This is a genomic window from Caballeronia sp. LZ032 (assembly GCF_031451315.1).
Classification (GTDB): domain Bacteria; phylum Pseudomonadota; class Gammaproteobacteria; order Burkholderiales; family Burkholderiaceae; genus Caballeronia.
The window spans coordinates 828,375-841,169 of record NZ_JARUXP010000001.1; the positions used below are offsets into that span (position 1 = coordinate 828,375).

A 12,795-nucleotide genomic window follows, 5' to 3' on the forward strand; every position below is an offset into this window, starting at 1 on the left:
CCGCTGCTTACTGCGGCGGCTGGGCCGTGACTTCGTCGATGCCGCGCGCGAGCGCCGGACACGCCTCGCCAATCTCTTTCTTGTATTCCGCGGGCTGACTCGCCTTGAGCCGCGCGAAACGATCGACGGTGGACTGCGCCTGAGCCAGCCCGAGCTTCCATTCGCCGTCGAAGTCGGGCGCGTCGGGATAGCTGGTATGGACCACGTCCTTGAAGCGTGCGATTTTCGCGGCATCGATATGACAGACGTCGGCGGCGCCGCGCGCGAGACTCGCGCTGGTCATCACGCCTTCGGCGGCCATCAGTTGCTTGGCATCGGGATGACCCGGCGGCAGGGCGGTCTGGGCGAAAAGATGCGTGCTTCCCATCAGGCTGCATGCGGCCAGCGCGCACGCTGTCAGCGTTTTAGAGTGCTTCATGCGTAATGATTTTCTTGATTGCATGCGGGGAAGAAAATTATAGGCAAAGCACCCGGAATGGATGGGCCCGTAAGGCAAGGATGCCTATATAGCCCGTGCTAGAATCGATTTTCCATGCCGTTCTCAGACAGAAAAATGAAAAAAGGAAGCAAGGCCGCCAGTACTGCGCCCTCGTCGACCACAGCAGAAGGACGGCGCAAGTACGACCCTGAGGAGACCAAGCGGAACATTCTCGACATCGCCACGCAGGAGTTCTCGGCGATGGGCCTCACCGGCGCACGCGTGGACGCCATCGCGGAACGCACCAACACCACCAAGCGCATGCTGTACTACTACTTCGGCAGCAAGGAAGGGCTGTATGAAGCGGTGCTGGAGCAGGTCTACGGCGACATCCGGGCGCTCGAGCAGGAACTGCAGCTCGCGGAGATGGAACCGGAAGAAGCGCTGCGGGAATTCGTCGGCTTTACCTTCGACTATCACGACAAGCATCGCGATTTCGTGCGGCTCGTGACGATCGAAAACATTCACTCGGCCAAGTACATCGAGCAGTCGAAGACCTTCAAGGCGCGCAATTCGAGCGTCGTGAAAACCATCGAGGATCTGATCGCGCGCGGAGTGGCGGCGGGCAAGTTCCGTGGCGACGTCGATCCCATCGACCTGCATCTGATGATCAGCTCGTTCTGTTTTCACCGCGTGGGCAATCGCCATACGTGGAGCGCCGCGTTCGGACGCGATCCGTCGGGCGTGCGTTCGCGGGCACGGCATCGCGAGATGATCGTCGACGCCGTGCTGTGTTTCATGCGGCGCGACGACTGACCTCAACGCATGCAACGCTGAAACGCCGAACGGCGGCTCTCTCGCGAGGCCGCCGTTTTGTTTGATGCCGGATAAACGTTCAGCCTTCCAGCAGACTCTGGAAGTGCGCGAACATGCGTTCGGCATCCGGCTCGCGGCCGGTGAAGATGCGCAGCGCATCGACTGCCTGGCACACCGCCATGCCGCCGCCGCTGACCGTGCGGCAGCCGAGCGCGCGCGCCGCCTTCAACAGTTCCGTTTCCAGCGGGAAGTACACGATCTCCGCGACCCACAGTTCCTTGTGCAGATAGTCCGCCGGCAACGGCAGGCCGGGCAGCTTGGCCATGCCGGTCGGCGTCGCGTGGATGAGCCCGCTTGCGGCGCCCAGCGTCTCGCGCAGATCGCCGCCGCTCGTGACCGTACGGTCCGCAAAACGCGCGCCGAGATCGGCCGCGAGGGCGGCGGCGCGGGTGGCATCGGAGTCGAACAGCGTCAGCGTGCGCGCGCCCATCGCCAGGGCCGCGTGCGCGACGGCCGCGCCCGCGCCGCCGGCGCCAAGCTGCACGACGCGTTCGAGCGGCGCGCCCGGCAGGCCGCGCTGGAACGCGCGCGCGAAGCCCGATCCGTCCGTGTTGTAACCGATGCGCCGGCCGTCCTTCAGCACCACCGTATTGACCGCGCCCAATGCGCGGGCGTCGGGATGGAGTTCGTCGAGCAGGGGAATCACGGCCTGCTTGCACGGATAGGTGATGTTCAGGCCGTCATAGCCCATGCGCTCGGCCGCGACCAGCAAGTCCGGAAGGGCAGCCGGTTCGAGTTGCAGCGCCTGCAGATCGATGCGCCGGTACACGTAGTTGAGGCCGAGCGTGCGGCCTTCCTGTTCGTGCATGGCGGGCGTGAGCGAGCCGCCGATGCCCGAGCCGATCAGGCCGATGAGATACGAATTCTTCTGAGTCATGCATGCGCTCCAACAAGGTGTGGCACTGCGCGAGGTTTCGATGCTGCAGTGCGAAATCGGGTACGGCGCAGTGTGAACTGCCGCACGGGACCTGTCGTTCGGTGTTTTCACGTATTTGTACGGTCTAGTTAGTTTGCTATCATGCCGCAGACTGACATGGATTGCGCATGGCGTTCTGCCGCCTTCAGCGCGAACGGGCACGAACGGCCTACACTGACACGAGACGCGCCCAGTCGATTCCGCATCCACCGAATGCATCAAGGAGGCAGCGATGCTGCGTTCAATCCGGACATCCATCGCGACCGTTTCCATCAGCGGCACGCTCGCCGAGAAACTGCAGGCCATCAAGGCGGCCGGTTTCGACGGCGTCGAGATCTTCGAGAACGATCTTCTCTACTTCGACGGCACGCCCGCCGACGTGCGCCGCATGTGCGAAGACCTGGGCCTCGCCATCTATCTGTTCCAGCCTTTCCGTGATTTCGAGGGCGTGAGCGCGGAGCGTCTCGCACGCAATGCCGAGCGCGCGAAACGCAAGTTCGAACTGATGCATGAGCTCGGCACGGATCGCATGCTGGCGTGTTCCAACGTGTCGCCCGACATGATTCGCGACGATGCGTTGATCGTCGATCAGCTTGGCGTGCTCGCGCGTCTGGCGGAGGAAGCGGGCGTGGTCGTCGCGTATGAGGCGCTGGCGTGGGGCCGGCACGTGAATTCGTACAAGCACGCGTGGCGGCTCGTCGATGCCGTGAACATCCCGAACCTCGGACTGGCGCTCGACACATTCCATACGCTGTCCATCGGCGACTCGGTGGACGAGATCGCGTCGATTCCAGGCGAGCGCATCGCGTTCGTGCAGATCGCCGATGCGCCCGTCCTCGCCATGGACGTGCTCGAATGGAGCCGCCACTATCGCTGTTTCCCGGGGCAGGGCGCATTCGATGTCGCGGGCTTCACGGCGCGCGTGCTCGAGGCGGGCTATACGGGCCCGCTGTCGCTGGAAATCTTCAACGATGGCTTCCGCGCCGCGCCCACCGCGATCACGGCGGCGGACGGCTATCGCTCGCTGCGCTTTCTCGAGGAACAGACGCGCGCGCTGATGGGCGACAAGGCGCCGCCTGAACTGTTCGATCCGCCCGCGCCGCCGGAGCATATCGGCTTCCAGTTTCTGGAATTCGCCGTGGATCAGGCGACGCGCGAGCACCTCGCGCAATGGCTCGGCAGACTCGGTTTCAGGCTTGCGGGCCAGCATCGCTCGAAGGACGTGCAGCTGTACCGGCACGGCGCGGGTTCGATCGTGCTCAACGCCGAGGCCGATTCGTTCGCCAGCGCGTTCTTCCAGCAGCATGGCCTGTCGCTGTGCGCGTCGGCGTTTCATGTCGACGATGCCCGGCTCGCGTTCGAGCGCGCCGCCGCCTATGGCTCGAAGCCGTTTTCGGGACGTATCGGGCCGAACGAACGGCATGTGCCGGGCGTGCAGTCGCCCGATGGCAGCCTCGACTACTTCGTCGACGAAGCGCCCGGCGGCCCGACGCTCTGGGAATCGGACTTCGTGCTCACGGACATCGACGGGCCGTACGAGGTGGGACCGTTGTCGCGTATCGATCACGTGTGCCTGTCGCTGCCCGCCGACGCGCTCGACACCTGGGTGCTGTTCTTCCGCAGCGCGTTCGGCTTCGAGACGGAAGCGGCCGTGCTCGTGCCCGATCCCTACGGCCTGGTGCGCAGCCGGGCCGTGCGCAGTCGCGACGGGTCGGTGCGCATTGCGTTGAATGCGTCGGTGGACCGTTATACGGCGGTATCGGAATCGCTCTCGGCGTACCGCGGCTCGGGCCTGAATCACGTGGCCTTCAGCACCCCCGACATCTTCGACGCGATTCCCCGTCTGGAGGCGGACGGCGTCAAGTTCCTGCGCATTCCGCGCAACTACTACGACGATCTGGTGGCGCGCTTCGGCTTGCCCGACGAGCAGATCGAGACGATGCACGAGCACAACATCCTCTACGATCGCGACGAACGCGGCGGCGAGTTCTTTCACGCTTATACGGAGCAGCTCGACCAGCGCTTCTTCCTGGAAGTGATCGAGCGGCGCGGCGGCTACGACGGGTATGGCGCGGCCAACGCGGCGGTGCGGCTCGCGGCGCATGCGCAGCAGCGGGCGCGCAAGGCGGGTCAGGCGGCTTAGGCGGGTTAGGCGGGGGTCAGCGAGGGGGCTGCTCAGGCGCTGCGCGGCTTGGCGCTGGCGGCGAGGACGGAAGCATCGGCTTCGGCGGCGCGCTCGCTTTCACGCTTGCGGACGTCGGCCTCGAAGGCGTCGATGTGCAGATACAGCCGATGCACGGTCTGAATCTGGGTATGAGAGAGATGCGACTGTCGCGTGATCGATGCGAGCCGTTCGCGCCAGTAGGCGGGCGGCAGCAACGGACCGCCGAGATCGCATGACAATGAGCGCCGCAACACCTTCTCGAGGTGCGTCAGGTCTTGGTCTGCCAGCAACGCCGAAAACGCGCCCTGCGGCTTGGAATCGGGAATGGGGTCCATTAAAGCGATGGCGGCGCGGCCCGGCGATTCTTGATAGGCATAAACCCTGATTCATCAGAATATTTCGCATCCTGGGTCGCCGCCGGATTTTTCCCGCAGTGCGCCCGATGACCGCCAATCCCGTTTGCTATACTCTGCGCTCGCTCGCCGATGCCCTCGGCGCGCGGCGGTCCGCTCCCCGTAGTTCAATGGATAGAACGAGTGCCTCCTAAGCGCTAGATGCAGGTTCGATTCCTGCCGGGGGGACCACGGCCCTCTGACGCATGCCGGATGAATTCGCCATCCGCGTCGCCCATCTCCCGCCGTTCGAGCGGGACGACATTCGCCATTCCAGCATTTCTCCCTCATTACCAGGCGCGCTTCAGCACTTTCCCGCGTTGTTCTCCCTTCGTTGTGGCAACGATCTCCACGCTCGTGCCTCGCGCCTGAATGATGCGAGCGTTTAAGAATCGTCCTAGGTTCATCTCAAGAAAATTCTTATAAAGTCCTACAAATTCCTGACGAACGCTGTCAGATGAATTTCAAAAACACACGTTGATCCCGGTGCCCAACGCTGGCGATCGCTTAGTCAAGATCAATCAGGACAAAGAATGAAAAAGAATGTGCTAACACTCGTCGTCATGCTGAGCGGTGCCGCTTGCGGTGCGGCTCATGCCTCCGGCGGCACGTTGACGATCAACGGCCAGCTCACGGCGAGCACCTGCCAGATCAGCGGCAACGGCGGAACCGGTGACTTCACCGTCACGCTGCCGACCAGCGCGGCATCGGACTTCACCGAGGCCGGGCGTTCCGGCGGCAACACCTCGTTCAACCTCGCGTTGACCAATTGCACGCCCGACACAGGCAGCGTGCATGCCTTCTGGGAGAGCGGCGCCAACACGCTGCCCAACGGCAATCTCAAGAACACCGGAACGGCGACCAACGTCGAAGTCCAGCTGGTCGACGTCAACAACGGCACACAGGTGATCGACGTGAGCAAGACCGACGGCGCGCAGAACGCCCAGAACGTCGCGATTGCAGGCGGGCGGGCCACGCTCCGGTACGCCGCCCAGTACGTCACGCCCGCGGGCGGTGCGACGGCCGGCACGGTGAGCACGGTCGTGACGTACTCGATGTCGTATCAGTGACCGGCTCCAGCCGGGCGTCACGGAGGCAAGCCAGATGACATTCCGACGACGAGCCCGCGAGCCCGCGCTCATCGGCCTGCTTCTCACGATCGGGCTGGTGCTGACGCTGGCGGCGTTTCCGGCCTGCGCGTCCGTCGTCATCGCGGGAACGCGGGTGATCTATCCGGCCGCGGAGCAGGAAGTGACGCTCAGACTGTCGAATGTCGGCAAGTCACCGGCGCTTGCCCAGGTGTGGCTCGACGAGGGTGATCCCAAAGTCGATCCGAGCCTGCTCAATCTGCCATTCATGCTGACGCCGGCGCTTGCGCGCCTCGATCCGGGCAAGGCGCAGACGGTCCGCATCGTCTACACCGGTGAGCCGATGCCGCCGGATCGGGAGAGCCTGCTGTGGTTCAACCTGCTCGAAGTGCCGCCCAGTCCGGCCGAAGCCGTGACCGGCCCCAACTACGTGCAGCTCGCCTTCCGCACCCGGCTCAAGTTCTTCTTCCGCCCGGCCGGCCTGGCGGGCCGGGTCGAGGACGCGCCGGACACGCTCGAGTGGCGCATCGTCACGGAAGGCGGCAAGGCTGCGCTACGGGTTTCGAATCCGTCGAGCTACTACGTGACGATCATTTCGGCCCGCGTCGGCGGGAGCGATCCGGCCGCGCGCTTCGATGCCGGCGACATGGTCGCACCGGGCGGCGCGGTCTCGCTGCCGCTCTCGGCCACGCCCGCGCGGGCCGGCAACGTGTCCTTCACCACGCTCGATGACTACGGCGCGCCGGTGAAGCACGAAGCGTCGCTCAAGTAGCACGCGGCCGGCGGCGCCGCATGGCCTCCCGTCCGCCGTCGCGCCGGTCTTCGCATTACCGCATCCGGTTCCATCAACCCTCGCATCCCGATGCCGACGCGTCCCCGCGCCGGCAGGGGGCGCTTTCGCCTGTTCGCCGGGCATCCATGAAGAAGAACCGCTGCTCGAGGCCGCGTGCGTCCAACCCCGACTTCCTGTCGCTGAACCCGGCCGGCGTCGCGGTGTTGCTGGCGGTCGTCGCCACGCATGCCGATGCGGACAGCACGGCCCTCCCGTCTGCGCATCCGCGGCCGGACGCCGCTGCGCCGACCGATGCCGCCGCCACGCTCGCGCCGCCCCCTGCGACGGTGCGCTTCAACGCACGCTTTCTGAGCGGCAGCGCGGCGGCGCAACTCGATATCAGCCGCTTCGATCGCGGCAATCTCGTCGCGGCGGGCACGTATCGCGCGGAACTGAACGTGAACCAGACCTGGATCGGCACGACCGATGTCACCTTGCGCGAAGTGAACGGCCCCGGCACGGCCGCGCAGCCGCTCTTCGACCGCGCGTTGCTGACGCGTATCGGCGTGGATCTGACGAAGCTGGGCGAGGCCGCGCACGCGACGCTCGACACCGCGCAGGCCGCCGTGCTGCCCGAACTGATACCCGGCGCGAGCGCCGTGTTCGACATGGGCGAACAGCGCCTCGACGTCAGCGTTCCGCAGGCGTGGATGAGTCGCACCGCGCGCGGCTGGATCGATCCGAAGTTCTGGGACGACGGCGTCCCGGCCGCGCTCGTGCAGTACAGCGGCAATGTGTATCGCTCGAACGGCAACGGCGTGTCGAACACGCAGAGCTATCTCGGCGTGAACGCCGGTGTGAACCTGGGTGCGTGGCGCTTTCGCTATGGCGGCAACCTCACTAGTGCGACCGGCGCGGGCGTGCGCGGCCAGAGCATCCAGAGCAACGCGCAGCGCTCCATCGTGCGGCTGAAGAGTCAGTTCACGCTCGGCGACACCTACACCGACGGCTCGGTCTTCGATTCGTTCGGCCTGCGCGGCGTGCAGATCGGTACCGACGATCGCATGTATCCCGAGTCGCAGCGCGGCTATGCGCCGACCGTTCGCGGCATTGCCAACACGAACGCCCGGGTGCAGGTCACGCAGCGCGGCAACCTGATCTACGAGACCACGGTGGCGCCAGGTCCGTTCGAGATCGACGATCTCTACGCGACGGGCTACGGCGGCGATCTGCAAGTCACGGTGACCGAAGCGGACGGCAGCCGGCACACGTCGCTGCTGCCCTATGCCGCGCCCGTCAACGCGCTGCGCGAAGGACGCTGGCGCTACAGCGTTGCTGCGGGCCAGTACCGCAACACCAGCGGGAGCAATGCGCCGTTCGTGCTGCAGGGCAATGTCCAGCACGGCCTGAATCGTTTCATGACGCTCTACGGCGGGACGATCATGTCTTCGGGCTACTGGTCGGCGGCGGCGGGCGTGGCGCTCGACACGCCGGTCGGCGCATTCGGCTTCGACGTGACCCAGGCGAACACGTCTCTGCCGAATGTGCCGCCGCGCGGCGGCCAGAGCCTGCGCGTGTCCTATTCGCGCAGCTTCACACCGCTGCAAACCGATGTGACGCTCGCCGCGTACCGCTATTCGACGCAAGGCTTCCTGAGTTTCGCGGACGCGATGACCCTGCGCGATGCCGCGGCGTCGGGCAATGCGTCCGCGCTGACGGGCAGGCAGAAGGGACGTCTGCTGCTGACCGTGAACCAGAGCCTGTGGGACTACGGTTCGATGTACCTGTCGGGCTCGACGCAGATCTACTGGAACCGTTCCAGCCGCGACACCTCGTTCCAGGCCGGCTACAACACGTCGATCCGTCGCGTGGGGGTGAACGTCTCGGTGTCGCGGGAACTGGATTCGAACACGGCCCGCTGGGGCACGCGCTTCATGGTCAGTCTCTCCGTGCCGCTGAGTCTCGGCGCGAGCCACGCTCACTCGGTGACGAGTTTCACGCGCGATTCCCGCGACGGCAGCAGCCAGCTCCAGGCTTCGTTCACGGGCGCGGCGGGCACGAATCATCGCCTGAACTATGGCGTCACGACGGGGCGGCAGTGGCGCGGCGCGCAGACGGACGACAGCATCAACGCGAATCTCGGCATCCTGTCGCCGGCTGCGCAGATGCAGCTGAATGCCGGTCGCGCCAACGGCTATACGCAGGTGGGCGGCGGGTTGTCGGGTTCGATCGTCGCGTATGGCGACGGCGTCGTGTTTTCGCCGCAGAGCGGCGACACCTTCGCCGTGATCGAGGCTGACGACGCCACGGGCGCGAACCTGTCGGGCTCTCCGGGCGTGCGCATCGACGGAAGCGGGCATGCGCTGATCGCGGGCTTGCAGCCGTACGCGCTCAATCAGGTCGGCATCGACGTGAAGGGCCTGCCGATCGGTCTGCGCCTGAAGACCACGGAACAGCGCTTTGCGCCGACCGCAGGCTCGGTCGTGCGCGTGCAATTCGACACGGAAGATCGCGGACCGGCGCTGGTCGTGCGCCTCAGGCGCCCGGACGGGCAGCCGCTGCCGTTCGGCGCGGAAGTGCTGAATCCGCAGGGCGACGTCGTCGGCACGGTGGGTCAGGGCAGCCGCGCGCTGGTCTACGGCGGAACGGACGGCGACGAATGGACGGTGAAGTGGGGTGAGGGCGCCGGGGGACAGTGCCGGGTGCGCGTCGCATGGCCGGCTGCATCGAACGCACCGGCCCGGGCGATCGGGGCGTTTACGGAAGCGAGTTGCCGATGAGGTTGGCAGTCCCCACACGAGCAAGCAACAGGGAGATGGACATGAACACGAAGCGTTTCAGCTTCAGACCGGCTGCATGGTTACGGCTCATCGCACTGATGGCGGCGGGGATCGCCCGGACCGCGTCCGCGTGCGACCAGGACCCTTCCGCGACCTGCTACACCTGCTGGCCCCCGCAGACGCTCACGCTGCCCTCGATCCTTTCAGTGGCGGCCGACCTGGCGCCCGGCACGCTCCTGACGCAATGGGTGACAAGCGGGCTGGTGGAGTTCGACTGCAGGCCGAAAAACAGCACGGTCGGAATCGGCATGTATCTGCGCGGCGATGCGACCACCCGCACCGGCGTCTTAGTCTTTTACAACGGCGCGAACATTCCCGTGCTGGCCACCGGCGTGCCGGGCGTGGGTATCGCCATAGCCATGCAGTTCGAATCGGCCGATGGCTCCAGGACCGCATGGCAGGGTGTACAGAGAGGCGGGCCGATGAATTACGACGCGTGGAGCCCGATGCTCGCCGGCCAGTCCGGGTCGAAGACGGTTGGCGCCCAGACGGCGATCGCCCTGGTCAAGACCGGCCCCCTCATGAGCAGCGCCTGGCTGAGGGGCAACCGGATCATGCTGTTGCAGCCGTACGTGGACGCCGTGGTCCCGCCGACCGTCGACATCTCGACGACCTCCAGCATGTTCATACCGATGACCTGCACGACGCCGGACCAGAGTGTCGACGTCGGCACGTTCATGGCCTCGGATTTCCCGGCGGTCGGCTCGCTGTCGCCGCCGCAGCCGGGCAAGGGCATGTTGAACGTGCAATTCCTCAACTGTCCCGGAGGGTCCGACGACCCGGGCACGGTGACGGGCTTGATTCACGCTGTCTCCTACACGATTTCTCCGCAATACGGCGAGGCGGCGCACAACGTCGCCGCCTTGCAACCCAACGCCGGCTCGGCGGGCGGGATCGGCGTGCAGTTGTTTGACTCGGCGGGCAAGGTCGTACGGTTGAACACGTCTCAGCGCCTTTACGGGTACAGCAGTCTCTTCGGCGGCAGCTATCAAGTGCCGCTGACTGCGCGCTTCTACCGGACAGGCCCGGTCACGCCGGGCAATGCGAGCACGATCATGACGATGACCGTGCTCTATCAATGACGGGCTCGGGCCCATAACCTTTGCGAAAAGAAGAGCGTACCGAATGCGCGGCATCCGCCTCATGACGGCAGTCTCGATGCTGCTCGGCGCCCAAGCGGCGCTCGCCAGCTCGCAGGCCACGTTCAGTTTCTACGGCACGATCCTCCCGCCGTCCTGCATCCCCAACCCTGCAACGCTGCCGCAGGTCGTCACGCTTTCCACCGTGGCTGTCACGGATTTCACGGGCGCCACGAGCGGCGCGAAGGCGTTCGTCATCGAACTGTCCGGTTGTCAGCCGCAAACGTCGTTGGCCATGTCCGTGAGCGGCACGACCGATACGCTTCCCACCGTGCTCAAGAACCTCAGCGGCAGCGCCGCGCAAGTTGGCGTGCAGCTGCTGCTTGCAAGCAGGCCGGGCGCGACCACCGGCACACCCATCCCGATCAACGGCGACGCCGTAGCGCTGGGCACCAGCGGCCCGACCGGCACGATGATCATCCCGCTGGTTGCGCAGTACTACCGGCTCGGGGCGTTATCGGCGGGGACGGTCGGCGTGACCGCAACCGTGACCTTCACTTACGACTGAAGCCGCCCGACTTTTTGCGGAATCGAAACGAACGGCGCCATTTCGACCCATAATGCGCATGTTCCGGCCACGCCCATCCGGCTCAACCGCTCATGACGGAAATCCAGACCGCGGTGCTCGTCTTCGTGCTTCTGCTGGCCAGCACGGGGCTGGGCGCCATCGTGCGTCCGCTGTTGCCCGAGGAACACAAGGCGCAGGAAACGGTGCAGCTGCTCCAGTTGCTGGTCGGCATGCTGGTGACGTTCGCGGCGCTCGTGCTCGGCTTGCTGACTGCCTCGGCGAAGACCGGCTTCGACACCACCAACAACGACATGCGCACCTACGCCACCGTGCTCATCGAGCTCGACCGCACGATGCGCGACTACGGTCAGGATCTCGACGAAGCCCGCGCGCTGCTGCGCGCCTACACGGCGGCGGCGATCGCCAGCACCTGGCCCGACGAGCCGCATCCGCCGGGCGACTATCCGGCCATTGCGCCGACCCCCAAGAACGGCGATCTCGCGAGCCCCGAACTCGGCACGCTGCTGGGCCAGTCCCAGCACCGCGTGCGTCTGCTGCAGCCCGCCGACGCCTACCACCACGCGCTCGCCAACGAAAGCGCCGATCGTTTCGAGCAGCTCATTGCACTGCGCTGGAAGCTGATCGAGGAGGCGCACGGCACGCTGTCCTATCCGTTCGACCGCATCCTGGTGGGGTGGCTGCTCATCATCTTCCTGTGCTTCGGCCTGATCGCGCCGCGCAACGCGCTTTCGCTGGTGACGATCATGCTCGGCGCGCTGTCGATCGCGTCCGCCGTGCTCGTGATCGTCGACCTCGACACGCCCTTCACCGGTCCGATCATGATCGCCAGCCAACCGTTGCGCGACGCACTCGCGTATCAAAGCACCAAGCAAAGCCACTGATGCTCTACACCGATCCGCGCCTGGTCGCGCTCTACGACATCCTCAATCCGTTCGCCGCCGATACGGCGTTCTACCTGTCACTGGCCGATGGAGCCGCGCATGTCGTGGACCTCGGCTGCGGCACCGGGCTGCTCGCCTGCGAAATGGCGAAGCGCGGTGTGCGCGTGACCGGCATCGATCCGTCGCCGGAGATGCTGCGCGTGGCGCGGGCGCGTCCGGAAGGCGACCAGGTGACGTGGATCGAAGGCGATGCCGGGGCGCTGCCGTTCGTCGGCGGGCGGGCGGACTTGCTGGTGATGACGGGGCACGTCGTGCAGGCGCTGCTCGATGACGCCGCGTTGCTCACTGCGCTGCAGGCCGCGCGGCGCGCGCTGCGTCCCGGCGGGCGCATCGCGTTCGAGAGCCGCCATCCGGCGGCGCGGGCATGGGAGGACTGGACGCCTGAGCGTTCGATGAAACGCATCGAGGCGCCCGGCGGCGGCACAGTTGAAGTCTGGCAGGAGCGGCATGCGCAACCCGATCCCGCGACGACGGGCCGCGTCGCGTTCACGACGCATTACCGGTTCCCATCGACAACGGGTGGGGCGGATGGCGCGGAAACGCTCAGCGCCGAAAGCGAGTTGCGCTTCCGGACGGCTGACGCGTTGACGGACTTGCTGAAGCGCGCGGGTTTTGCGCACGTCGACTGGTATGGCGACTGGACGCGCGCGCCGCTGGACGAGACGAGCCGCGAGTTGATCGCGGTGGCGCGCTGACGGAAAGTTCGCCGCGCAGGGTGCG

12 protein-coding genes and 1 tRNA gene are annotated in these 12,795 nt (G+C 66.0%); 10 read left to right on the top strand and 3 right to left on the bottom strand.

Annotated features, from left to right (window positions below):
• Positions 1-7 precede the first annotated feature (7 nt).
• A complete protein-coding gene (locus QCE69_RS03875; protein WP_309914696.1) occupies positions 8-418 on the bottom strand; it encodes a hypothetical protein in 411 nt (136 codons plus the stop codon).
• A 135-nt stretch (positions 419-553) separates the two neighbouring features.
• Between QCE69_RS03875 and QCE69_RS03880 the strand changes: the two genes are divergently transcribed.
• Positions 554-1,234 carry a TetR/AcrR family transcriptional regulator gene (locus QCE69_RS03880; RefSeq protein WP_309807699.1) on the top strand — a complete coding sequence of 227 codons (681 nt, stop codon included), beginning with the start codon at positions 554-556 and terminating at the stop codon, positions 1,232-1,234.
• 79 nt (positions 1,235-1,313) lie between these two features.
• On the opposite strand, the gene QCE69_RS03885 is transcribed toward QCE69_RS03880, so the two are convergent.
• The gene (locus QCE69_RS03885) at positions 1,314-2,171 is read right to left on the bottom strand and encodes a shikimate dehydrogenase (RefSeq protein WP_309929522.1); all 858 of its coding nucleotides are present in this window, start codon (positions 2,169-2,171) and stop codon (positions 1,314-1,316) included.
• Between the two features lie 283 nt (positions 2,172-2,454).
• Here QCE69_RS03885 and QCE69_RS03890 point away from each other — a divergent pair, with 283 nt between their 5' ends.
• The gene (locus QCE69_RS03890) at positions 2,455-4,353 is read left to right on the top strand and encodes a TIM barrel protein (protein WP_309931540.1); all 1,899 of its coding nucleotides are present in this window, start codon (positions 2,455-2,457) and stop codon (positions 4,351-4,353) included.
• A 32-nt stretch (positions 4,354-4,385) separates the two neighbouring features.
• Here the strand turns inward: QCE69_RS03890 and QCE69_RS03895 are convergent, their stop codons facing one another.
• A complete protein-coding gene (locus QCE69_RS03895) occupies positions 4,386-4,709 on the bottom strand; it encodes a hypothetical protein (protein ID WP_309914702.1) in 324 nt (107 codons plus the stop codon).
• Positions 4,710-4,883: 174 nt separating this feature from the next.
• Between QCE69_RS03895 and QCE69_RS03900 the strand changes: the two genes are divergently transcribed.
• From QCE69_RS03900 to QCE69_RS03935, 8 genes are all read left to right on the top strand, one after another.
• Positions 4,884-4,958, top strand: a tRNA-Arg gene (locus QCE69_RS03900).
• Positions 4,959-5,299: 341 nt separating this feature from the next.
• A complete protein-coding gene (locus QCE69_RS03905; RefSeq protein WP_309929525.1) occupies positions 5,300-5,836 on the top strand; it encodes a fimbrial protein in 537 nt (178 codons plus the stop codon).
• A gap of 34 nt (positions 5,837-5,870) precedes the next feature.
• Positions 5,871-6,626: a fimbria/pilus periplasmic chaperone gene (locus tag QCE69_RS03910; protein WP_309929526.1), complete on the top strand. Its 756-nt coding sequence runs from the start codon at positions 5,871-5,873 to the stop codon at positions 6,624-6,626.
• 146 nt (positions 6,627-6,772) lie between these two features.
• Entirely contained in the window at positions 6,773-9,406 is a 2,634-nt protein-coding gene (locus tag QCE69_RS03915) for a fimbria/pilus outer membrane usher protein (RefSeq protein WP_309929527.1), read from the top strand.
• A gap of 41 nt (positions 9,407-9,447) precedes the next feature.
• Complete coding sequence (locus QCE69_RS03920; RefSeq protein ID WP_309929528.1) at positions 9,448-10,548, top strand: fimbrial protein; 1,101 nt, start codon at positions 9,448-9,450, stop codon at positions 10,546-10,548.
• 43 nt (positions 10,549-10,591) lie between these two features.
• Positions 10,592-11,113: a fimbrial protein gene (locus QCE69_RS03925; RefSeq protein ID WP_309929529.1), complete on the top strand. Its 522-nt coding sequence runs from the start codon at positions 10,592-10,594 to the stop codon at positions 11,111-11,113.
• A 92-nt stretch (positions 11,114-11,205) separates the two neighbouring features.
• Positions 11,206-12,015 (top strand): hypothetical protein, encoded by an 810-nt coding sequence (locus QCE69_RS03930; RefSeq protein ID WP_309914723.1) that lies wholly within the window; start codon positions 11,206-11,208, stop codon positions 12,013-12,015.
• Positions 12,015-12,770 carry a class I SAM-dependent methyltransferase gene (locus QCE69_RS03935; protein WP_309929531.1) on the top strand — a complete coding sequence of 252 codons (756 nt, stop codon included), beginning with the start codon at positions 12,015-12,017 and terminating at the stop codon, positions 12,768-12,770. Before QCE69_RS03930 ends, QCE69_RS03935 begins: the two co-directional genes overlap by 1 nt.
• The last annotated feature ends 25 nt before the right edge of the window (positions 12,771-12,795 follow it).

Bases quoted from the DNA above. Each gene is read 5' to 3' on its own strand.
- QCE69_RS03885 (WP_309929522.1), bottom strand. From the start codon at position 2,171: ATGACTCAGAAGAATTCGTATCTCATCGGCCTGATCGGCTCGGGCATC.
- QCE69_RS03925 (WP_309929529.1), top strand. From the start codon at position 10,592: ATGCGCGGCATCCGCCTCATGACGGCAGTCTCGATGCTGCTCGGCGCC.
- QCE69_RS03880 (WP_309807699.1), top strand. From the start codon at position 554: ATGAAAAAAGGAAGCAAGGCCGCCAGTACTGCGCCCTCGTCGACCACA.
- QCE69_RS03935 (WP_309929531.1), top strand. From the start codon at position 12,015: ATGCTCTACACCGATCCGCGCCTGGTCGCGCTCTACGACATCCTCAAT.
- QCE69_RS03905 (WP_309929525.1), top strand. From the start codon at position 5,300: ATGAAAAAGAATGTGCTAACACTCGTCGTCATGCTGAGCGGTGCCGCT.
- QCE69_RS03875 (WP_309914696.1), bottom strand. From the start codon at position 418: ATGAAGCACTCTAAAACGCTGACAGCGTGCGCGCTGGCCGCATGCAGC.
- QCE69_RS03915 (WP_309929527.1), top strand. From the start codon at position 6,773: ATGAAGAAGAACCGCTGCTCGAGGCCGCGTGCGTCCAACCCCGACTTC.
- QCE69_RS03910 (WP_309929526.1), top strand. From the start codon at position 5,871: ATGACATTCCGACGACGAGCCCGCGAGCCCGCGCTCATCGGCCTGCTT.
- QCE69_RS03930 (WP_309914723.1), top strand. From the start codon at position 11,206: ATGACGGAAATCCAGACCGCGGTGCTCGTCTTCGTGCTTCTGCTGGCC.
- QCE69_RS03895 (WP_309914702.1), bottom strand. From the start codon at position 4,709: ATGGACCCCATTCCCGATTCCAAGCCGCAGGGCGCGTTTTCGGCGTTG.
- QCE69_RS03920 (WP_309929528.1), top strand. From the start codon at position 9,448: ATGAACACGAAGCGTTTCAGCTTCAGACCGGCTGCATGGTTACGGCTC.